Origin of the sequence: Streptomyces viridosporus T7A, from assembly GCF_008704515.1 — a bacterium.
GTDB lineage: Bacteria > Actinomycetota > Actinomycetes > Streptomycetales > Streptomycetaceae > Streptomyces > Streptomyces viridosporus.
Genome location: NZ_CP023700.1, coordinates 2,184,836 through 2,205,053 on the forward strand (window position 1 = coordinate 2,184,836; position 20,218 = coordinate 2,205,053).

The 20,218-nt window shown below is 74.5% G+C and carries 20 protein-coding genes; 13 read left to right on the forward strand and 7 right to left on the reverse strand.

The window, feature by feature from the left end:
• Positions 1-6 precede the first annotated feature (6 nt).
• On the reverse strand, positions 7-774 hold the full coding sequence (locus CP969_RS10290; RefSeq protein ID WP_016826840.1) for a ZIP family metal transporter: 768 nt from the start codon (positions 772-774) through the stop codon (positions 7-9).
• Positions 775-925: 151 nt separating this feature from the next.
• On the opposite strand from CP969_RS10290, the gene cobM reads away from it, so the two are divergent.
• Genes cobM through cobC form a run of 6 tightly spaced genes read left to right on the forward strand, consistent with a single transcriptional unit; the run spans position 926 to position 7,324 of the window.
• On the forward strand, positions 926-1,744 hold the full coding sequence (gene cobM, locus CP969_RS10295) for a precorrin-4 C(11)-methyltransferase (RefSeq protein ID WP_004989781.1): 819 nt from the start codon (positions 926-928) through the stop codon (positions 1,742-1,744).
• Entirely contained in the window at positions 1,741-3,003 is a 1,263-nt protein-coding gene (locus tag CP969_RS10300) for a bifunctional cobalt-precorrin-7 (C(5))-methyltransferase/cobalt-precorrin-6B (C(15))-methyltransferase (RefSeq protein ID WP_016826839.1), read from the forward strand. Before cobM ends, CP969_RS10300 begins: the two co-directional genes overlap by 4 nt.
• Positions 3,000-4,763: a precorrin-3B C(17)-methyltransferase gene (cobJ, locus tag CP969_RS10305; RefSeq protein WP_016826838.1), complete on the forward strand. Its 1,764-nt coding sequence runs from the start codon at positions 3,000-3,002 to the stop codon at positions 4,761-4,763. The genes CP969_RS10300 and cobJ overlap by 4 nt, the downstream gene beginning before the upstream one ends.
• Positions 4,760-5,347, forward strand: a complete 588-nt coding sequence (locus CP969_RS10310; RefSeq protein ID WP_004989776.1) for a precorrin-8X methylmutase — start codon at positions 4,760-4,762, stop codon at positions 5,345-5,347. The genes cobJ and CP969_RS10310 overlap by 4 nt, the downstream gene beginning before the upstream one ends.
• Positions 5,344-6,261: a sirohydrochlorin chelatase gene (locus CP969_RS10315; RefSeq protein WP_016826837.1), complete on the forward strand. Its 918-nt coding sequence runs from the start codon at positions 5,344-5,346 to the stop codon at positions 6,259-6,261. Before CP969_RS10310 ends, CP969_RS10315 begins: the two co-directional genes overlap by 4 nt.
• On the forward strand, positions 6,233-7,324 hold the full coding sequence (gene cobC / locus CP969_RS10320; RefSeq protein WP_150474913.1) for an Rv2231c family pyridoxal phosphate-dependent protein CobC: 1,092 nt from the start codon (positions 6,233-6,235) through the stop codon (positions 7,322-7,324). Before CP969_RS10315 ends, cobC begins: the two co-directional genes overlap by 29 nt.
• Before the next feature lie 219 nt (positions 7,325-7,543).
• Here the strand turns inward: cobC and CP969_RS10325 are convergent, their stop codons facing one another.
• Both CP969_RS10325 and CP969_RS10330 read right to left on the reverse strand, forming a co-directional pair.
• The gene (locus CP969_RS10325; RefSeq protein WP_026085292.1) at positions 7,544-8,476 is read right to left on the reverse strand and encodes an SCO1860 family LAETG-anchored protein; all 933 of its coding nucleotides are present in this window, start codon (positions 8,474-8,476) and stop codon (positions 7,544-7,546) included.
• 177 nt (positions 8,477-8,653) lie between these two features.
• The gene (locus tag CP969_RS10330; RefSeq protein ID WP_004989762.1) at positions 8,654-9,745 is read right to left on the reverse strand and encodes an amidohydrolase family protein; all 1,092 of its coding nucleotides are present in this window, start codon (positions 9,743-9,745) and stop codon (positions 8,654-8,656) included.
• 134 nt (positions 9,746-9,879) lie between these two features.
• Here CP969_RS10330 and CP969_RS10335 point away from each other — a divergent pair, with 134 nt between their 5' ends.
• The 6 genes from CP969_RS10335 to thpD all read left to right on the forward strand — a co-directional run bounded on the left by CP969_RS10335 (position 9,880) and on the right by thpD (position 14,993).
• Positions 9,880-10,980: a pyridoxal-phosphate-dependent aminotransferase family protein gene (locus CP969_RS10335; RefSeq protein ID WP_016826834.1), complete on the forward strand. Its 1,101-nt coding sequence runs from the start codon at positions 9,880-9,882 to the stop codon at positions 10,978-10,980.
• A 79-nt stretch (positions 10,981-11,059) separates the two neighbouring features.
• Entirely contained in the window at positions 11,060-11,407 is a 348-nt protein-coding gene (locus CP969_RS10340) for a mycothiol transferase (RefSeq protein WP_223887154.1), read from the forward strand.
• Positions 11,408-11,759: 352 nt separating this feature from the next.
• Positions 11,760-12,266, forward strand: coding sequence for a diaminobutyrate acetyltransferase (ectA, locus tag CP969_RS10345; protein ID WP_004989754.1), 507 nt, complete (start codon positions 11,760-11,762; stop codon positions 12,264-12,266).
• Between the two features lie 76 nt (positions 12,267-12,342).
• On the forward strand, positions 12,343-13,614 hold the full coding sequence (gene ectB, locus CP969_RS10350) for a diaminobutyrate--2-oxoglutarate transaminase (RefSeq protein WP_004989752.1): 1,272 nt from the start codon (positions 12,343-12,345) through the stop codon (positions 13,612-13,614).
• A gap of 62 nt (positions 13,615-13,676) precedes the next feature.
• On the forward strand, positions 13,677-14,075 hold the full coding sequence (locus CP969_RS10355; protein ID WP_004989750.1) for an ectoine synthase: 399 nt from the start codon (positions 13,677-13,679) through the stop codon (positions 14,073-14,075).
• A 6-nt stretch (positions 14,076-14,081) separates the two neighbouring features.
• Complete coding sequence (gene thpD, locus CP969_RS10360) at positions 14,082-14,993, forward strand: ectoine hydroxylase (protein WP_004989748.1); 912 nt, start codon at positions 14,082-14,084, stop codon at positions 14,991-14,993.
• A gap of 98 nt (positions 14,994-15,091) precedes the next feature.
• Here the strand turns inward: thpD and CP969_RS10365 are convergent, their stop codons facing one another.
• The 4 genes from CP969_RS10365 to CP969_RS10380 all read right to left on the reverse strand — a co-directional run bounded on the left by CP969_RS10365 (position 15,092) and on the right by CP969_RS10380 (position 19,284).
• Positions 15,092-16,150 (reverse strand): aminotransferase class V-fold PLP-dependent enzyme, encoded by a 1,059-nt coding sequence (locus CP969_RS10365; protein ID WP_026085291.1) that lies wholly within the window; start codon positions 16,148-16,150, stop codon positions 15,092-15,094.
• Between the two features lie 96 nt (positions 16,151-16,246).
• Positions 16,247-17,002, reverse strand: a complete 756-nt coding sequence (locus tag CP969_RS10370; RefSeq protein WP_016826830.1) for a DsbA family oxidoreductase — start codon at positions 17,000-17,002, stop codon at positions 16,247-16,249.
• A 106-nt stretch (positions 17,003-17,108) separates the two neighbouring features.
• Positions 17,109-17,717, reverse strand: a complete 609-nt coding sequence (locus tag CP969_RS10375) for a DUF1349 domain-containing protein (protein ID WP_004989741.1) — start codon at positions 17,715-17,717, stop codon at positions 17,109-17,111.
• A gap of 37 nt (positions 17,718-17,754) precedes the next feature.
• Positions 17,755-19,284 carry an aldehyde dehydrogenase (NADP(+)) gene (locus CP969_RS10380; protein ID WP_078495533.1) on the reverse strand — a complete coding sequence of 510 codons (1,530 nt, stop codon included), beginning with the start codon at positions 19,282-19,284 and terminating at the stop codon, positions 17,755-17,757.
• A 142-nt stretch (positions 19,285-19,426) separates the two neighbouring features.
• Between CP969_RS10380 and CP969_RS10385 the strand changes: the two genes are divergently transcribed.
• Positions 19,427-20,200: an IclR family transcriptional regulator gene (locus tag CP969_RS10385; RefSeq protein WP_004989734.1), complete on the forward strand. Its 774-nt coding sequence runs from the start codon at positions 19,427-19,429 to the stop codon at positions 20,198-20,200.
• The last annotated feature ends 18 nt before the right edge of the window (positions 20,201-20,218 follow it).

The window sequence follows — 20,218 nt, forward strand, 5'->3', positions numbered from 1 at the left end:
GGCCGGTCAGTGCGCGGCGCCCACCACCAGCCAGACGAACAGCACCCCCGCGACCGTGCACAGCAGGGTCGAGCGGGCCGGGTGCGCGTGGTGGGCCTCGGGCAGGATCTCGGCCGCCGCGAGATACAGCAGCGCGCCGCCGAACAGGCCGAGGTAGCCGCCGAGCAGCGGCTCCGGAATGGTGACGAACAGGGTCGACGCGGCGCCCGCGACCGGGGCCGCCGCGGCCGCGAGGAGCATCGCCAGCGCCCGGCGGTGCGCGTTCCCGTACACCCGGGTCAGCGTGTAGGTGTTGAAGCCGTCCGCGAAGTCGTGCGCGATCACGGCCATCGCGACGGTGGCGCCCATGCCGCCGCCGACCTGGAAGGCGGCGCCGATCGCGACGCCGTCCATGGCGCTGTGGCCGACCATCGCGGCGGCGGCCGTGAGGCCCACCTCGGGGGTGCGGCCGTCGGTCTCCCCGGCGCCGTGCGCGGCCGTGGGGGTCTCCCCCGCCCGGGCGGGGCCGAGGGCCCGGGGGCGGTGGGCCAGCAGGTGTTCCACCAGGTGGGCGAGGAGGAAGCCGGCGACGAAGAGCAGCAGGGCCGCCGGCACGCCGTGCACCTCGGTGCCGGCCGTCTCCAGGGACTCCGGGAGGAGTTCCAGGCCGACGACGCCGAGCATCAGCCCGCCGGCCAGGCCCAGCACCAGGTGACGGCGGTCGGTCACGCGGTGTGCCGTCCAGCCGCCGGCCAGCGTCATCAGGAACGCGCCGAGCGCGACGAGGACCGCCATGTGCCCTTCGTATCCGATCGGCGCCCGCCCGCGCACGCGTGACAGCCGGTCACCGCCCGCTTCTCGATCCCGAGATCCCCGATCCCCCCGAACCCCCGACGTCCCCGCACGTCCCCCGAGATTCCCCGACCGCAGGAGAGGACCGATTCCCATGGCCGATGCCCCCGCAGGCAAGGTGACCTTCGTCGGTGCCGGCCCCGGCGCCGCCGATCTGCTGACGTTCCGCGCCGCGCGCGCCATCGCCGGGGCCGATGTCGTGATCTGGGCCGCCAGCCTGGTCCAGGCGGAGGTCCTCGAGCACGCGCGCGAGGACGCGGAGATCCTCGACTCGGCGACGATGTCCCTGGAGGACGTCGTGGCCGTCTACGAACGGGCCCACGCGGAAGGACTGAAGGTCGCGCGGATCCACTCCGGCGACCCGGCGCTGTGGGGCGGCACGCAGGAGCAGCTCGACCGGTGCGCCCGGATCGGCATCGCGACGGAGGTCGTGCCCGGGGTGTCGTCGTTCTCCGCCGTCGCGGCACTCGCGCAGCGGGAGCTGACCGTCCCCGAGGTGGCGCAGTCCGTCGTCCTGACCCGGCTCGGCGGCGGCAAGACGCCGATGCCGCCCGGTGAGGAGGTCCGCGAGTTCGCCCGGCACGGCACCACCATGGCGATCTTCCTGTCGGCCGCCCGCAGCGGGCAGCTGGTGCGGGAGCTGCTGGAGGGCGGCTACCCGACGACCACGCCGGTCGTCGTCGCGTACCAGGCGACCTGGCCGGAGGAGCTGATCGTGAGGTGCACGGTCGGCACGCTGGAGGAGACGGTCAAGGAGCACAAGCTCTGGAAGCACACCCTGTTCCTGGTCGGACCGGCCCTCGACGCGCACGGCACCCGCTCGCACCTGTACCACCCGGGGCACTTCCACGGCTACCGCAAGGCGGACCCCCGGGCCCGCCGGGAGCTGCGTTCGCGGGGTGCGCGCACGTGATCACCGTCGTGGGCGCGGGGACCGGCGCGCCGGTGGACGCGGACGCCCTCGCCGGGGCGGAGCTGGTCGTCGGCGGACGGCGGCACCTGGACGCCGTGCGGCTGCCGGAGCGGGCCGAGCGGGTCGTCCTCGGGCCGCTGGCGCCCGCGCTGGACACCGTGGGGAAGTACGTCGCCGAGGAGCGGCCGGTCGTGGTGCTGGCCTCCGGGGACCCCGGGTTCTTCGGGATCGTGCGGGCGCTGGCCGAGCGGTTCGGGGCCGAGCGGCTGGACGTGCGACCCGGTGTCTCCTCCGTGGCCGCCGCGTTCGCGCGGGCCGGGCTGCCCTGGGACGACGCCGTGGTCGTCAGCGCGCACGGGCGGGATCCGCGGACGGCCGTGCACCTGTGCCGGGCCCACCCGAAGGTCGCCGTGCTGACCGGGCCGGGCGCCGGGCCGGCCGAGCTGGGGGCCGCGCTGGCCCGCCACGCCCCCGGGCGCCTCCTGGTCGTCGCCTCCGCGCTGGGCGACCCGGAGCGCGAGCGCGTCGAGCGGGTCACGCCCGCCGAGGCCGCGGCGCGGGACTGGGGCCCGGCGGTGAGCGTCGTGCTGTGCCTGGATCCGTCACGGGCCCTCGGCCCGGTGCGGACCGTCGCGGGCGGGGACGCCGGCCGGCCCGCCGGCTGGGCGCTGGAGGAGGCCGCGTTCACCCACCGCGACTCCATGATCACCAAGTTCGAGGTGCGGGCCCTGGCCCTGGCCCGGCTCGGGCCGCGCCCCGGTGACCTGGTGTGGGACGTCGGCGCGGGCTCCGGCTCCGTGGCCGTGGAGTGCGCGCGGCTGGGGGCCGCCGTCACCGCGGTGGAGAAGACCCCGGACGGGGTGGAGCGGATCCGCGCCAACGCCGCCGCGCACGGGGTCGACGTGCGGGTGGTGCACGGGACGGCGCCGGACGCGCTGTCCGGACTCGACGGCCCCGACGGCTCCGACGCCCCCGACGCCGTGTTCGTCGGCGGGGGCGGGCGGGAGCTGCCCGCCGTCGTCGCCGCGTGCGCGCGGCGCGCCCGGCGGACGGTCGTCGTCGCCCTGGCGGCGCTGGACCGGGTCCCGGCGGCCCGCGAGGCGCTGACGGACGCCGGGTTCACCTGCGACGGCGTGCTGCTGCAGGCGTCGCGGCTCGCGCCGCTGCCCGGGGACGTGACCCGGCTGGCGGCCACCAATCCCGTTTTCCTGCTGTGGGGCGTGAGGTCCCCCGGCCGTACCGAAGGAGTCACCCAGTGATCGGCCTCATCTCCGCCACCGCGGCGGGAGCGGCTGCGCGGGACCGGCTGGCCGCCGCGTGGCCGGACCGCACGCGCGTGTACGAGGGTCCCGTCGCGGACGCCGTGCGGGCCGCGTTCGCGAGTTGCGAGCAGCTCGTGTGCTTCCTCGCCACGGGGGCCGTGGTGCGGCTGGTGGCACCGCTGCTGGCCGGCAAGGCGGCCGACCCGGGCGTGGTCTGCGTCGACGAGGGCGGACGGTTCGCGGTGTCGCTGCTGGGCGGGCACGGGGGCGGGGCGAACGACCTGGCCCGTGAGGTCGCCGGAGTGCTGGGCGCCGAGCCCGTGGTCACCACGGCGACCGACGCGGTGGGCCTGGCCGGCCTGGACACCCTGGGGCTGCCCGTGGAGGGCGACGTCGCCGCCGTCTCGCGGGCCCTGCTGGACGGCGAGGCGGTGGCGCTGCGCGCCGAGGTGGCCTGGCCGCTGCCGCCGCTGCCGGTGGCCGACGAGGGGGCGTACACGGTCCGCCTCACGGACCGTCTGGTCGAGCCGGGCGAGGGGGAGGCGGTCCTGCGACCGCCGACCCTCGTCGTCGGGGTCGGTGCCTCCAAGGGCGCCCCCGTCGAGGAGGTGCTCGCCCTGGTCGAGGGCGCCCTGCGGGAGGCCGGGCTGTCGGCCGCGTCGCTCGCCGAGCTCGCCACCGTGGACGCCAAGGCCGAGGAGCCCGGCATCGTGGAGGCGGCCCGGCGCCTGGGCGTGCCCCTGGTGACGTACGGGGCCGAGGAGTTGGCGCGCATCGACGTGCCCCACCCCTCCGACGCGCCGCTCGCCGCCGTCGGCACCCCGTCGGTCGCGGAGGCCGCCGCGCTGGTGCGCGGGGGCGAACTCCTGGTGCCCAAGCGGAAGTCGGAGCGCGCGGACGGGGGGCCGGCGAGGGCGACCTGCGCCGTCGTACGGCGGCCGGGACGCGGGCGGCTCGCGGTGGTCGGGCTGGGGCCGGGGGCCCGGGACCTGCTCACCCCGCGGGCGGAGGCGGAGCTGCGGCGCACCTCCGTGCTGGTCGGGCTCGACCAGTACGTCGACCAGATCCGGGACCTGCTGCGGCCCGGCACCCGGATCCTGGAGTCGGGGCTCGGGGCCGAGGAGGAGCGGGCGCGCACGGCCGTCGAGGAGGCCCGCCGGGGCCGGGCGGTCGCGCTGATCGGCAGCGGGGACGCGGGCGTGTACGCCATGGCCTCCCCGGCGCTCGCCGAGGCGTCCGACGACATCGACGTGGTCGGCGTGCCGGGTGTGACGGCGGCGCTGGCGGCCGGGGCGGTGCTGGGGGCGCCGCTGGGGCACGACCACGTGTCGATCAGCCTGTCCGACCTGCACACGCCGTGGGAGGTCATCGAGCGGCGGGTGCGGGCGGCGGCCGAGGCGGACCTCGTCGTGACGTTCTACAACCCGCGCAGCCGGGGCCGCGACTGGCAGTTGCCGAAGGCCCTCGCGATCCTCGCCGGGCACCGCGCGCCGACGACGCCGGTCGGTGTCGTGCGCAACGCCTCCCGGCCGGACGAGTCGAGCCGGCTGACGACGCTGGCGGCGCTGGACCCGGCGACGGTCGACATGATGACGGTCGTGACCGTGGGCAACACCGCGACCCGTGAGGTCGCGGGGCGCATGGTCACCCCGCGCGGCTACCGCTGGCAGGAGACCCCGGAACGCCAGGAGATCCAGAAGGCCCAGGAGGCCCGGGAGACTCGGGAGACTCGGGAGACCCAGGAGGAGGCCCGGTGAACCGCGTGGTCCACCCCATCGAGCAGGAGTCCTTCCGCCGGCTGCGCGCCCGGCTGGACACCTCGCACTTCCCGCCGCTGACTCGGGCGGTCGTCGAACGGGTCGTCCACTCCTCCGCCGACCTCGACTACGCCGACGAACTCGTCATGGACGAGGCCGAGTTGGCGAAGGCCCACGTCGCGCTGCACGCCGGGGCGCCGGTCGTGGCGGACGTGGAGATGGTCGCGGCCGGGATCACGCGCCGGGCGACCGTGTGCCGGCTGAAGGACGCGCAGGCCGGACCCGGCCTGACGCGTTCGGCGCACGCGATGCGGCTGGCGTACGAGGAGGTCGGGCCCGGCGCCCTGTGGGTGATCGGCTGCGCGCCGACCGCCCTGGAGGAGTTGCTGACCCTGGACGCCTCCCCCGCGCTCGTCATCGGCCTGCCCGTCGGGTTCGTCGGGGCGGCCGAGTCCAAGGCCGCGTTGCGCGAGAGCGGACTGCCCGCCGTGAGCAACGTGTCCGAGAAGGGCGGTTCGGCGGTCGCCGCCGCCGCGCTCAACGCCCTGCTGTACCACCCCACTTCGTCTGAGGAGACCCTGTGACCACCCCGCCCGCCCTGCTCATCGCCGGCCACGGCACCCGGGACGACGCCGGAGCGGAGGCGTTCCGCGCCTTCGTGCGGGAGCTGGCGCGCCGCCACCCCGAGCTGCCCGTCGCCGGCGGTTTCATCGAGCTGTCCCCGCCGCCGCTGGGCGAGGCCGTCGCCGAACTGGTGGGGCGCGGTGTGCGCCGGTTCGCGGCCGTGCCGCTGATGCTGGTGTCCGCCGGGCACGCCAAGGGCGACATCCCGGCGGCGCTGGCCCGCGAGAAGGAGCGCCACCCGGGGATCTCGTACACCTACGGCCGTCCGCTGGGCCCGCACCCCGCCCTGCTGGACGTGCTCCAGCGGCGGCTGGACGAGGCGGTGGACCCCTCCTGGGACCGCTCCGAGGTGACCGTGCTGCTGGTGGGCCGCGGGTCGACGGACCCGGACGCCAACGCCGAGGTGTTCAAGGCGGCGCGGCTGCTGTGGGAGGGGCGCGGGTACGCGGGCGTGGAGACGGCCTTCGTGTCGCTGGCGGCGCCGGACGTGCCAAGCGGGCTGGACCGCTGCGCGCGGCTGGGCGCCCGGCGGATCGTCGTCCTGCCGTACTTCCTGTTCACCGGGATCCTGCCGGACCGGGTGCGGCGGCAGACGGAGGAGTGGGCCCACGCGCACCCGGAGGCTCAGGTGCGGTCGGCGGACGTCATCGGCCCCGAGCCGGAGCTGCTGGACCTGGTGCGGGAGCGGTACGAGGAGGCCGTGAAGGGCGACCTCAGGATGAACTGCGACACCTGCGTGTACCGGATCGCGCTGCCGGGCTTCGAGGACAAGGTGGGGCTGCCGCAGCAGCCGCACTTCCACCCCGACGACGACGGCCATCACCACCACGGGCACCATCACGGGCATGGACACGCACATTCTCACGCGCACTGAGTCCGGGGGTGCCGTGCCCGCGCACGATCTGCGCCACCACGGGGACGCGGAGGTCCGCGACGACGGTTCGGCGCTGATCGACCTCGCCGTGAACGTCCGCGCGGACACCCCGCCGGCGTGGCTGCGCGAGCACATCGCCGCGTCGCTGTCCGGGCTGGCCGCCTATCCCGACGGCCGGGCCGCGCGGGCGGCGGTGGCGGAGCGGCACGGGCTGCCGGCGGAGCGGGTGCTGCTGACGGCCGGTGCGGCGGAGGCGTTCGTGCTGCTGGCGCGGGCGCTCGGGGCGCGCCGGCCGGTGGTGGTGCATCCGCAGTTCACGGAGCCGGAGGCGGCACTGCGGGACGCGGGGCACGCGGTCGGCCGGGTGCTACTGCGGGAGGCGGACGGGTTCCGGCTGGATCCCGCGGCGGTGCCCGGGGACGCGGACCTGGTGGTGATCGGCAACCCGACGAACCCGACGTCGGTGCTGCACCCGGCCGCGGACGTCGCCCGACTCGCCCGTCCCGGGCGGATCCTGGTGGTGGACGAGGCGTTCATGGACGCGGTGCCGGGCGAGCGGGAGGCGCTGGCCGGGCGGACGGACGTGCCGGGGCTGGTGGTGCTGCGCAGCCTCACCAAGACGTGGGGGCTGGCCGGGCTGCGGATCGGTTACGTGCTGGCGGCGCCGGAGACCGTCGCGGAGCTGGAGCGCGCCCAGCCGCTGTGGCCGGTGTCCACGCCCGCGCTGGCCGCGGCCCGGGCGTGCGTGGGGGCCGGGGCGCTCGCGGAGGCGGCCCGGGCGGCCGAGCGCATCGCGGCGGACCGGGCGCATCTGCTCGCGGGGCTGCGGGACTTCGCCGGACACGGACTGCGGGTCGTGGAGCCCGCCGAGGGCCCCTTCGTCCTGGTCCGGCTGGAGCACGCGGCGGCCGTGCGGAGCCGGCTGCGCGACCTCGGCTACGCGGTGCGCCGCGGGGACACGTTCCCGGGACTGGACGAGCGGTGGCTGCGGCTGGCGGTACGGGACCGGGAGACGGTGGACGGCTTCCTCGCGGCCCTGGGGCGGGTGCTGGCGGCCGGCTGAGCCGTGCGCCGCGCCCGCCCCGCGCCGATCCGGCCTTCCGGCCCACCGGGCCGGACGGCGGGCGGGCCGGGAGACCGGAAGCCCGGGAAGCCGGGAAGCCGGAGGGCCGGGAAGCCGGAGCTCCCCGGTCCGGCAGAGCAGTCCGGCTCATCCCGCCGGACCCAGGCCCCCGCCGTGTTCGGGCGGCGGGGGTCCGGGTCCGCGGGCTCCGTCCCGGCGTCAGCTCCGCCGGCCCCGGCGGGCCAGCGCCACCGCTCCGCCGCCCGCCGCGAGGAGGGCGACCGCGCCGCCCGCGATGTACGGGGTCATCGAGTCGCCGCCGGTCTCGGCGAGGTTCTCCCCGGCGGGGGCGGTCCGCTCCGCCCGTGCCCCCTGGGGCCGGACGTCGGCGGCCTCGGGCGAGCCCGCAGCGGCCGGCCGCTCGCCGGGGGCGGCGGGTACCTCGCACGTGGCCTCGGCCAGGGTGAGCGTGCCCTCGACCGCGGCGACGTTCAGCTTCAGCGGGTCGACCGCGACCTTCAGCCGCAGCGCGGTGGCGGCGGCCGTACGGGACGTGGTCCGCGTCGTCGACGGGTCCAGCCGCACCTCGCCGACGCCCGGCACCTTCACCTCGGTCGGTCCGGTGGAGGTCAGCGCGACGCGTTTGCCGAGCACCGTCACGGAGCCGGGCAGGGTCGTCGAGGCGAGCGGGGCCCTCCCGGCCTCGCAGACCGCCCTCGCCGTGACCTTCTCGAGTTCGATCAGCCCCAGCAGCGGCAGTCCGGGCACGTGGACCCGGGCCTTGGCGAGGGTGGCGGAGGCCTCGGCCCTGTTCCCCTCCACCGTCGCCCCGGCGTCGGCGACCTCGGCGCGCAGCACGGTGAACGGCCGGCCGCCGTCCACCCCGTCCAACCGGGCGGTGAGCGCGGTCCTCCGCGCGCTCTGCGGCGCCCGGACCTCGTTGAGGGAGACGGTGAGCGGCGCGTTCACGGTCTTGTTGAGCAGGGACACGTCGAGTTCGGTGCGCAGCACGGCGGCGCCGGCGGTGCCGTGCTCCCCGGTGGCGTGCGCGGCGCCCGCGCCGGTCAGCGCGAGGGAACCGGCGGCGAGGACGGCGGCCGCGGCGACGGCGGCCGGGCGGCGTGCGGGCATGCGGAAGATGGCGCTGTTCAAGGTGGTGGGACCCCCGGGAGACAGGTGTGGGACCCGGAAAGAATGTCCGCGCGGGAAACGGGCCGTCAGCGATCCGGCAACTCTTCACTCCATCGTGGCGAGTTGACGCGTGTTTTCGAATTCCTGGGCACGGCTGTTCCCCGGCGTCACCCTCGGGTGTCCCACCCGGGGGCGGCCCTACCCGACCACGCGCCCGTTCAGCACCACCCGGCGCGGATCCCTCAGCACCCGTACGTCCGCGCGCGGGTCGGACGCGTAGACCACCAGGTCCGCCGGGGCGCCTTCCTCCAGCCCCGGTCGTCCCAGCCACCTCCGGGCCGCCCAGGTGCCGGCCGCGAGGGCCTCGACGGGCGGGAGGCCGGCCCTGACCAGCTCGGCGACCTCGTCCGCCGCCAGGCCGTGCGGAAGGGTGCCGCCGGCGTCCGTGCCGACGAAGACGGGGATGCCGGCGTCGTGGGCGGAGCGGACGGTGTCGTAGCGGCGTTCGTGGAGCCGGCGCATGTGGGCCGCCCAGCGCGGGAACTTGGCCTCGCCGCCGTCGGCGAGCTGGGGGAAGGTGGCGATGTTGACGAGCGTGGGGACGATCGCCACGCCCCGTTCGGCGAACAGCGGGATGGTCTCGTCGGTCAGGCCCGTCGCGTGCTCGACGCAGTCGATGCCGGCCTCGACCAGGTCCCGCAGGGAGTCCTCGGCGAAGCAGTGCGCGGTGACGCGGGCGCCCAGCCGGTGCGCCTCGGCGATCGCCGCCTCGACGGCGCCGCGCGGCCAGCAGGCCGACAGGTCGCCCAGGTCGCGGTCGATCCAGTCGCCCACCAGCTTCACCCAGCCGTCGCCGCGCCGGGCCTCCCGGGCGACGTACGCGACGAGGTCGTCCGGTTCGACCTCCCAGGCGTAGCCCCGGATGTAGCGGCGGGTGCGGGCGATGTGCCGGCCGGCCCGGACGATCTTCGGGAGGTCGTCGCGGTCGTCGATCCAGCGGGTGTCGGAGGGCGAGCCCGCGTCCCGCAGCAGCAGGGCGCCGGCGTCGCGGTCGGTGAGCGCCTGCTTCTCGGCGACCTCCTCGGGGACCGCGCCGTGCCGGTCGAGGCCCACGTGGCAGTGGGCGTCGACCAGCCCGGGCAGCACCCAGCCCTCGACGGTCCGGATGTCGCGGGCGCCGACGGGACGATCGTAGGAGATCCGGCCGCCGACCACCCACAACTCGTCGCGGACCTCCTCCGGTCCGACGAGCACCCGCCCCTTCACGTGCAGCACCGCGCGTTCGCTCATACCCGGCACCCTAGTGAGGCGTCGCCCGCTCCCGCCCACCCGGTCCGGGAGCCCCGCGGTCGGGCCGGGTCCCGGGGGCCGGTTACGCTCGACTGCGTCGATCCGCGAAGCCGCGAAGTGAAGAGAGCACCGCCGTGACCCACCCCCTCCTCGACCTGGCCCCGCTGAGCGCCGCGCACTTCGCCTCGATCGAGGACCGCGTGGCGCGCCTGCTCCGCACCGAGCAGGACGTCGTCGTCATGCAGGGCGAGGCGCTGCTGCCGCTGGAGGGCGCGATCCGCGCGACCGCGGGTCCCGGCACCACCGCCCTGAACGTCATCACCGGCCCCTACGGGCAAACCTTCGGCGACTGGCTGCGGGACTGCGGCGCCACGGTGGTCGACCTGACGGTGCCCTTCCACACGGCGGTGACCGCCGAGCAGGTCCGCGGTGCCCTCGCCGAGCACCCGGAGATCGACTTCGTGTCCCTGGTGCACGCGGAGGCGGCCACCGGGAACACCAACCCGGTCGCGGAGATCGGCGAGGCGGTGCGGGCGCACGGGGCGCTGTTCTACCTGGACGCGGTGGCGTCGATCGGCGCCGAACCGGTGCTCCCGGACGCGTGGGGCGTGGACCTGTGCGTGATCGGCGCGCAGAAGGCGATGGGCGGTCCGGCCGGGGTGTCGGCGGTGTCGGTGAGCGAGCGGGCGTGGGCGCGGATGGCCGCGAACCCGCGGGCGCCGCGCCGCTCCTACCTGTCCCTGCTGGACTGGAAGGAGCGCTGGATCGACGGCGGCCGCACGGCACTGCTGCACGCGCCGGCGCAGTTGGAGATGCTGGCGCTCGAGGCGTGCCTGGAGCGCATCGAGGCGGTGGGCCCGGACGCGGTCATGGCCCGGCACGCATCGGCCGCGGCGGCCACCCGGGCGGGCGCGCTCGCGCTGGGCGGCGGTCTGGAGCCGTACGTGCGCGAGGCGGCGGACGCCGCTCCGGTGGCCACGACCCTGCGGGCCCCGGCGGGCACGACCGCCGCGGACCTGGTGGCCCGCGCCCTGGCCGCCGACCCGGCACTGCCCCTGGCCGCGGGCGGCGGCGCCCTCGCCAAGGAGATGATCCGCGTCAACCACTACGGCCCCGACGCGACGCCGGGCGCGGTGCGGGCGGCTCTGACGGCCCTGGGCGCCGTCCTGGCGGAGGAGGGCCTGACGGTGGACGTGGCGGCGGCCCTGCGCGCGGCCGGGAAGTCCTGGCGGTAGCGGGGCGGGACGCCGGCGCCCGGAATGCGCGGGACCGGACGACGCACGGGTACGGCCGGCCCCGGTCGCGCCGTCGGCGCTGACCCGGCCGGAGCCGGTGCGGCGCCTCGCCGGGGCCGGGCGGAACCGGCTCCGGCGGGTCGTCGCCGGCCTCGACGTGCCGCCGGTGGCCGCGGATCCGGCCGGGTACGCCCTCGACCCGGCCCGAGGGCTCGACGCGGCGCTCGGGATCTGGCGCCGGGAGGTCGCGCGGGCGCTGTGCGCGGGGCGGGCGCCGGACGGCACCGGGCGGATCGGCGACGGGCCGATCGCCGGGGCGGAGGCCGGTCCGCGCCGGGTGCTCATCCGTCTGATCGAGGAGCACGCGCGGCACGACGGCCCCGCCGGTCCGCTGCGCGAACGTATCGACGGGGTGACCGGGGCATGAATTCCACGCAATTCCAGGAATCCCTCGCACGCATCTTCCCGCGACATTCTTCCGCTTATTCAGTGAATACATTCCAGAGCGCTTTCCCTTCCTCTTCTGCCCGCTCTCTCCGGTCTTAAACGCAACGATTTCGAGGGCTGGACCAGCGGTTTCCGGAGGCCGTCCGAGGGAGTTACGCAGTTGTGACCGGTTCCACATCGCGCCCGTTCTGCGCCCTATCTCCCTGGAAAAACAGGGCATTCTGCCGAGCCCTCGCGCAGACACACGCGCTCGCGCGATAACACAGATCCAGCTCGTACGTAACCCCGAGAGGCGATGCAATTTTGAATTTACCTGGGTAAGTTCAATTCGCATGACTGCCGCACAAGCAGACCTGCAAATCGACCGCCCCACCGTGGCGGACGGAGCCGTGCTGTGGCGGATAGCCAAGGACTCGAAGGTCCTCGACCTGAACTCGTCGTACAGCTATCTGCTGTGGTGCCGGGACTTCGCCGCGACCTCGGCCGTCGCCCGCGACGAGCACGGGGAACCGATCGGCTTCGTCACCGGGTTCCTGCGGCCGGACAGCCCCCGCACCCTGCTCGTCTGGCAGGTCGCGGTGGACGAGGCGCACCGCGGGCGCGGCCTCGCCGCCGCCCTGCTCGACGGTCTGGCCGCCCGGACCGCCGAGGAGCACGGGGTGGACACCGTGGAGACCACCATCACCCCGGGCAACACCGCGTCCGAACGGCTGTTCACCGCGTTCGCCGAACGGCACGGCGCCCTGCTGGACCGCGAGGTGCTGTTCGAGGCCGGCCAGTTCCCCGACGGACCGCACGACCCCGAGGTCCTGTACCGCATCGGCCCCCTCGCGCACTGACCGCACGGCCCCCGTCCCGACCTTCCGGACCTTCCGACTCCTTCCGATCTCCCACGCCACCGAGGAGCGATTCGTCGTGACCATCACCCAGCCCGACCTGAGCGTCTTCGAGACCCTCGAGTCCGAGGTGCGCAGCTACTGCCGCGGCTGGCCCACCGTCTTCGACCGTGCGCACGGCAGCCGCATGTACGACGAGGACGGCCACGAGTACCTCGACTTCTTCGCCGGAGCCGGCTCACTCAACTACGGACACAACAACCCCGTCCTGAAACGGGCGCTGATCGACTACCTGGAGCGGGACGGTGTCACGCACGGGCTCGACATGTCGACGACGGCCAAGCGCACGTTCCTGGAGTCCTTCCAGAACTGGATCCTGCGCCCGCGCGACCTGCCGTACAAGGTCATGTTCCCGGGGCCGACGGGCACCAACGCCGTGGAGTCCGCGCTGAAGCTGGCGCGGAAGGTGAAGGGACGCGAGGCGATCGTGTCGTTCACCAACGCCTTCCACGGCATGTCGCTGGGCTCGCTCGCGGTGACCGGCAACGCCTTCAAGCGGGCCGGGGCGGGCATCCCGCTGGTGCACGGCACGCCGATGCCGTTCGACAACTACTTCGACGGCACCGTCCCGGACTTCCTGTGGTTCGAGCGGCTCCTGGAGGACCAGGGCTCCGGCCTCAACAAGCCCGCCGCCGTGATCGTCGAGACGGTGCAGGGCGAGGGCGGCATCAACGTCGCCCGGCCCGAGTGGCTGCGGGCCCTGGCCGAGCTGTGCGAGCGCCAGGACATGCTGCTGATCGTCGACGACATCCAGATGGGCTGCGGCCGCACCGGCGCCTTCTTCTCCTTCGAGGAGGCCGGTATCACGCCCGACATCGTCACCGTGTCCAAGTCGATCAGCGGCTACGGGCTGCCGATGGCGCTGACCCTGTTCAAGCCCGAGCTGGACGTCTGGGAGCCGGGCGAGCACAACGGCACCTTCCGCGGCAACAACCCCGCCTTCGTCACCGCCACCGCGGCGCTGGAGGCCTACTGGGCCGACGGCAGCGCGATGGAGAAGCAGACCCGCTCGCGCGGCGAGCAGGTCGAGCGGGCACTGCTCGCCGTCGCCGAGGAGAACCGCGCCGACGTGAAGGAGTACCGGGGCCGCGGACTGGTGTGGGGCATGGAGTTCCACGACAAGGACCGCGCGGAGCGGATCGCCCGGCGCGCCTTCGAACTCGGCCTGCTGATCGAGACGTCCGGCCCGGAGGGCGAGGTCGTCAAGCTGCTCCCGGCCCTGACCGTCACCCCGGACGAGCTGGACGAGGGGCTGACCACGCTCGCCCGCGCCGTCCGCGAAACCGCCTGAACCACCGGGCCGACGGCCCGGGCACCCGGCAGACACCACCATCTAGGAGGCATCGCAACACCGTGATTGTCCGTTCCTTCAAGGAGATCGAAGGCACAGACCGGCACGTGAAGTCCGCGTCCGGCACCTGGGAGAGCAAGCGCATCGTCCTCGCCAAGGAGAAGGTCGGCTTCTCCGTGCACGAGACGATCCTCTACGCGGGTACCGAGACGTCGATGTGGTACGCCAACCACATCGAGGCCGTCGTCTGCACCAAGGGCGACGCCGAGCTGACCGACCACGAGACCGGGAAGACGTACCGGATCACGCCCGGGACCATGTACCTCCTGGACGGCCACGAGCGGCACACGCTCAAGGTCAAGGAGGACTTCCACTGCATCTGCGTCTTCAACCCGCCGGTCACCGGACGGGAGGACCACGACGAGAACGGCGTCTACCCGCTGCTCACCGAGGAGGTGTGAGGTTCCATGACCACCGCGACCACCACCACCGGCACCCGGGTCCCCGACCTCTACCCGACGCGCGGCACCGCCGAGGTGCTCACCCCGCGCCAGGACCCGGTCGTCTGGGGCGCCCCCGACGCGCCCGGCCCGATCACGCCGGCCGACCTCGGGGCGTTCGAACGTGACGGCTTCCTCGCCGTCGACCAGCTGATCGGTGAGGACGAGGTCGCCGTCTACCGGGACGAGCTGAACCGCCTGGTCGCCGACCCCGCGATCCGGGAGGACGAGCGGTCGATCGTCGAGCCGAAGTCCCAGGAGATCCGCTCGGTCTTCGAGGTGCACAGGATCAGCGAGGTGTTCGCGCGCCTGGTGCGCGACGAGCGCGTCGTCGGCCGCGCCCGGCAGATCCTCGGCTCGGACGTGTACGTCCACCAGTCGCGGATCAACGTCAAGCCGGGCTTCGGGGCCAGCGGCTTCTACTGGCACTCGGACTTCGAGACCTGGCACGCCGAGGACGGTCTGCCGCGGATGCGGACGGTGTCCGTGTCGATCGCGCTGACCGAGAACTTCGAGACCAACGGCGGGCTCATGATCATGCCGGGGTCGCACAAGACCTTCCTCGGCTGCGCGGGGGCCACGCCGAAGGACAACTACAAGAAGTCGCTGCAGATGCAGGACGCGGGCACGCCGTCCGACGAGGCGCTGACCTCGCTGGCGTCCGAGTACGGCATCAAGCTGTTCACCGGCAGGGCGGGCTCGGCGACCTGGTTCGACTGCAACGCCATGCACGGTTCCGGCGACAACATCACGCCGTTCCCGCGCAGCAACGTGTTCATCGTGTTCAACAGCGTCGAGAACACGGCGGTCGAGCCGTTCGCGGCGCCGGTGCGGCGGCCGGAGTTCATCGGGGCCAGGGACTTCACGCCGGTGAAGTGACGGTGTGACACCGACCGCGGGCCGGGCCTCCTCGGGTGGGACAGGGAGGCACCGGCCCGCTGCCGTGCGCACGGCCGGGGGGAGGGGGCGCCGGGCCCTCAGCCGGGCAGCGCCTCCAGCAGCCGGTCCACGTCGGCGGCCGTGTTGTACAGGTGGAAGGACGCCCGCAGGTTGCCCGCGCGGTTCGACACCTCGATGCCCGACGCGGACAGCTCCGGCTGCAGGCGCCCCAGTCCGGGCACGGACACGATCGCCGAGCCGGGCGCGGGCACGGGCACGGGCTCGTGGCCCAGTGCGGCGAGGCCCGCGCGGAAGCGGTCGGCGAGGGCCAGGTCGTGGGCCCGGACGGCGTCCACGCCGAGCTCCTCGATGAGTTCGAGGGAGGCGCGCAGTCCCGCGTAGGTGAACAGGGCGGGGCTGGAGTCGAACCGCCGCGCGGAGTGGGCGAGTTCGGCGACGGGTCCGTAGCAGCTGGCCCAGGGGTCCTCCCCCGCGGCCCAGCTCGCCTGCACCGGCGGCAGGTCGCCGAGGTCCTCGGGCACGACGAGGAAGGCCGCCCCGTGCGGGCCGAGCAGCCACTTGTAGGTGATGGAGGCGGAGTAGTCGAACGCGTCGGCCTCCATCGGCAGCCAGCCGGCCGTCTGGGAGAAGTCGACGTAGGTGCGCGCCCCGTGCGCCCGGGCCGCCTCGCGCAGCGCGGGCAGGTCGGTGATCCGGCCGTCGGCGGACTGCGCGGCGCTGACCGCGACCAGCGCGGTGCCCGGCCGGACGGAGTCGGCGATCCGCTCCAGCGGCACGGCCCGCACCTTGAGGTCGCCGCGGGTGTGGAACGGGTTGAGGACGGAGGTGAAGTCGTCCTCCGCGGTGAGCACCTCGGCGCCCGGCGGCAGCGAGGCCGCGATCAGCGAGGTGTGCAGGGCGACCGTGGCCCCGGCCGCCACCCGCTCGACGGGGACGCCGGCCAGCCGGGCGTAGGCGGCCCGGCAGGCCTCGACGTCGGCGTACAACGAGTCCAGCGGACGGCCCTGCGCGCGCAGCCGCACGGCGTCCTGGAGCGCGGCCACGGTACGGGCCGGCAGGAGGGAGTTGCTCGCGGTGTTCAGGTAGGTGGTCTTCGGGGCGAACTCGGCACGGACGAGGTTCTCGAAGGTCTCCATGGGTCCACTCTGCGGGCCCGGGGCCTCCCCGTCCATTGCCGAATTCCGCGCGGTACCGCCAAGGAACCCTTATGCGTACGGCCCGACCTGGGCGTTTCAGTGCTGCGGCACCGCGCACCCCTCCGGGCCGCAGGTCTCCGCCGCGTTCTGGCCGTCCTGGCCGCCCTGGCCGTCCGCCGCGCCGGAGCCGCCGTCGACCGGCTTCAGCCGCGGGCGCTCGCCCCAGGCCTGCGTCAGCGCCCGGGTGAAGACCTCGGCGGGCTGGGCGCCGGAGACGCCGTACTGGCGGTCCAGCACGAAGAACGGCACCCCGGTCGCGCCGAGCTGCGCGGCCTCGCGCTCGTCGGCGCGGACCTCGGCGGCGTACGCCTCCGGGTCGGCGAGGACCCGCCGGGCGGCGTCCGCGTCCAGACCGGCAGCGACGGCCAGCTCGACGAGCCGTCCGTCGTCGCCGTAGACGGACCGCTCCTCGGCGAAGTTGGCCCGGTACAGCAGGTCGAGCAGCTCCACCTGGCGGCCCCGCTCGCGGGCGAAGTGCAGCAGGCGGTGCATGTCGAAGGTGCTGCCGTGGTCCCGGCCCCGGGTGCGGTAGGGCAGGCCCTCGGCGGCGGCCTGGACGCCCAGGTTGTCCTCACCGGCCTCGGCCTGCGCCTCGCTCATGCCGTACTTCTCGGCGAGCATCGTGATCACGGGCTCGACGTCGTCCTTGGCACGGCCCGGGTCCAGCTCGAAGGAACGGTGCACCACCTCGACCTCGTCGCGGTGCGGGAAGGCGGCCAGCGCCTTCTCGAAGCGGGCCTTTCCGACGTAGCACCAGGGGCAGGCGATGTCGGACCAGATCTCGACGCGCATCGTGTCGGCACTCTCCAGGTCGTACGGGGACGGAGGCTCCCTCCGCCGACTGTGTGAACGTTCAAACAGCCGCTCCCATTCCCGGGCGCGGCGGGGAGCGGTCCGCTCAGCTGCCGTCCCGCAGGTCGCGCGGCCAGTTCGGCCGGTACTCGATGTGGTCGTACGTCACCACGCAGCCCTCGCCCATCGGCGACTGGGTCATGAAACCGACCAGGGCGGCTCCCGACTCCTTCTCGTCGCCGAGGGTGAACAGGCGCACGAAGGTCCAGCGCTCACCGTCGCGGGAGGCGTGGAAGGCGAAGGCGCGGCCGGTGCGGCTCACCCGGAGCCAGAGGGAACCGCCCTCGACGGTGAAGGAGTTGGCGTCGTCGGAGTGGCCCCGGGTGACCACCGTGCAGAGGGTGGGCACGTCCGGGGAGTACTCCAGGCAGAGCTTGGCCCAGGCCCGCTCGCCGACGTGGACGTAGAGCACCCCGGCGTCGAAGGCGGCGGCGAAGCCGACCGTGACGCGGGCGATCAGCTGGAAGTCGCCCTCGGGCGCGCCCAGCAGCCGGGGCGCGTCGGTGGCGGAGTCCAGCGCCTCGCCGGTGGGCGGCACGAAGCGGTCCTGGCGGGCGCCCGCCCAGCCGGTCAGCACACCGTCCTCGTACGACCAGTTCCCGTCGGGACCGTACGTACGGAGGGGGAAGGGGAGTTCGGGAAGTTCTACGTCCATCCGGTGAGTGTGCCAGGCGGGCGCGTCCGCCGGGACGCTACCGCTCCAGACGCCCGTTGAACCGGCGCGGCAGCCCCAGCGGGTTGTCGTCCCGCAGCTCCGCCGGCAGCAGCGCCGGGGGCGTGTTCTGGTACACGACGGGCCGCAGCCACCGCTCGATGGCCGTGCCGCCCACGGACGTGGACGTGGAGGTCGTCGCCGGGTAGGGCCCGCCGTGGTGCTGGGCGGGGGCCACCGCGACGCCCGTCGGCCAGCCGTTCACCAATACGCGGCCGGCCAGCGGCGTCAGCTCCCGCACCAGCTCCGCGCCGCGGCCCTCGCCCTCCGCCTCCCGGGTGGAGAGCTGGACGGTCGCGGTGAGGTTGCCCGGCAGCCGCGACAGCACGGCCCGCGCCTCGGCCTCGTCCTCGTAGCGGGCCACCACGGTGACCGGGCCGAAGCACTCCTCCAGGAGCAGGTCGTGCTCGCCCTCCTGAGCCAGCCGGCTCGCCGGGACGGTGAGGAAGCCCGCGCTGACCGTGTGCTCGCCGCCCGCGCCCGGCGTCACCGGGGACTCCACCTCGGGCAGCCGGGTGCGCTCGGCGACCCCGGCGACGAAGTTGTCGCGCATGCGGTGGTCGAGCAGGACACCCGCCTCGGTGTCGCTGACGGCGTCGGTCAGGGACTTCACCAGCCGGTCGCCGGCCGCGCCGGCCGGCACCAGGACCAGGCCCGGCTTCACGCAGAACTGGCCGACGCCCAGCGTCATCGAGCCCGCCAGGCCCGCACCGATCTCCTCGGCGCGCTCGGCCGCCGCGGCCTCGGTGACCAGGACCGGGTTCAGGGAGCCCAGCTCGCCGTGGAACGGGATCGGGACCGGGCGGGCGGCCGCCGCGTCGAAGAGGGCGCGGCCCCCGCGCACGGAACCGGTGAAGCCGGCCGCCGAGACCAGCGGGTGCTTGACGAGTTCGACGCCCGCCTCGAAGCCGTGCACCAGGCCGAGCACGCCCTCGGGGACGCCGTGCCGGGCGGCGGCCCGGCGCAGCACCCTGGCGACCAGCTCGGACAGGGCCGGGTGGTCGGGGTGGGCCTTGACGACGACCGGGCAGCCGGCCGCGAGCGCGCTCGCGGTGTCGCCGCCGGGGACGGAGAAGGCGAAGGGGAAGTTGGAGGCGGAGTAGACGGCGACGACGCCCAGCGGGACCTTGTGGCGGCGCAGGTCCGGGACGGGCGGGGTGGCGGTGTCGTCGGGGTGGTCGATGACGACGTCGAGGAAGGCGCCCTCGTCGACGATGCCGGCGAAGGCCCGCAGCTGGTAGCAGGTGCGGGCGAGTTCACCGGTCAGCCGGACCGGGCCGAGCGCGGTCTCCGCGTCGGCGGCCTCGACGAGGCGGTCCCGGGCCGCCTCGAGTTCGTCGGCGGCCGTGCGCAGGAACGCCGCGCGGACGGTGCGGTCGGCCAGCGCGTCCCGCGCGTCGTGCGCGGCCCGGACGGCGGCGTCCACCTCCTGGGCCGTGGCCTCCACCGCAACCTGTTCACGCTGCTTCCCGGTTCGGGGGTCGACACTCCAGACTGGTGCTGCTGCCACCACGGGTCCCTCCACTTGAATGCCGCATGCGATGCCGCAGGATGTACGTCATCCACCAGGACTGTTCGATATGCTGAACACTGTCTCTGATGATGAATATGCTGCGGAGACTATTTCCCGGCGAACGAGAGGGTCAAGGGCGATGTCGGCTGGCGAGACGGGCGGCGGGGCGCAGGTCAAGTCCGCGGTGCGGACCGTTGAACTGCTCGAGTACTTCGCCGGACGCCCCGGGATGCACTCACTCGCGGCGGTCCAGGAGGCCGTCGGCTACCCCAAGTCCAGCCTCTACATGCTGCTGCGCACCCTCGTGGACCTCGGCTGGGTGGAGACGGACGCGACGGGCACGCGCTACGGCATCGGCGTCCGGGCGCTGCTGGTCGGCACCTCCTACATCGACGGCGACGAGGTGGTGGCGGCGGCCCGCCCCACCCTGGACCGGCTCTCGGACGACACGACGGAGACCATCCACCTCGCCCGGCTCGACGGCACCAACGTCGTCTACCTGGCCACCCGCCAGTCGCAGCACTACCTGCGCCCCTTCACCCGGGTCGGCCGCCGGCTGCCCGCGCACTCGACCTCGCTGGGCAAGGCGCTGCTGAGCACGTACACGGACGAGCAGGTGCGCAAGATGCTCCCCGAGACGCTGCCCGCCCTGACCGAGAACACCATCACCGATCGGGAGAAGCTCATCGAGGAGCTGCACCAGGTGCGGGAGCAGGGCTTCGCCGTGGACCGCGAGGAGAACACGCTCGGGCTGCGCTGCTTCGGCGTGGCGATCCCCTACCGCACCCCCGCGCGGGACGCGATCAGCTGCTCGGTGCCGGTGGCCCGGCTCACGCCCGCGCACGAGCAGATGGTCAAGGACGCCCTGTTCGACGCGCGTGACCGGCTGACCCTGGCGACCCGGAGGCTCTGAACGGTGAACCCGACGAAC

What these genes read in the sequence shown, in the direction of transcription:
- thpD (WP_004989748.1), top strand. Translation starts at nt 14,082, where the DNA reads ATGACCACCGCGACCACCACCACCGGCACCCGGGTCCCCGACCTCTAC.
- cobC (WP_150474913.1), top strand. Translation starts at nt 6,233, where the DNA reads ATGGACACGCACATTCTCACGCGCACTGAGTCCGGGGGTGCCGTGCCC.
- ectA (WP_004989754.1), top strand. Translation starts at nt 11,760, where the DNA reads ATGACTGCCGCACAAGCAGACCTGCAAATCGACCGCCCCACCGTGGCG.
- CP969_RS10290 (WP_016826840.1), bottom strand. Translation starts at nt 774, where the DNA reads ATGGCGGTCCTCGTCGCGCTCGGCGCGTTCCTGATGACGCTGGCCGGC.
- CP969_RS10370 (WP_016826830.1), bottom strand. Translation starts at nt 17,002, where the DNA reads ATGCGCGTCGAGATCTGGTCCGACATCGCCTGCCCCTGGTGCTACGTC.
- CP969_RS10385 (WP_004989734.1), top strand. Translation starts at nt 19,427, where the DNA reads ATGTCGGCTGGCGAGACGGGCGGCGGGGCGCAGGTCAAGTCCGCGGTG.
- CP969_RS10330 (WP_004989762.1), bottom strand. Translation starts at nt 9,745, where the DNA reads ATGAGCGAACGCGCGGTGCTGCACGTGAAGGGGCGGGTGCTCGTCGGA.
- CP969_RS10375 (WP_004989741.1), bottom strand. Translation starts at nt 17,717, where the DNA reads ATGGACGTAGAACTTCCCGAACTCCCCTTCCCCCTCCGTACGTACGGT.
- cobM (WP_004989781.1), top strand. Translation starts at nt 926, where the DNA reads ATGGCCGATGCCCCCGCAGGCAAGGTGACCTTCGTCGGTGCCGGCCCC.
- CP969_RS10365 (WP_026085291.1), bottom strand. Translation starts at nt 16,150, where the DNA reads ATGGAGACCTTCGAGAACCTCGTCCGTGCCGAGTTCGCCCCGAAGACC.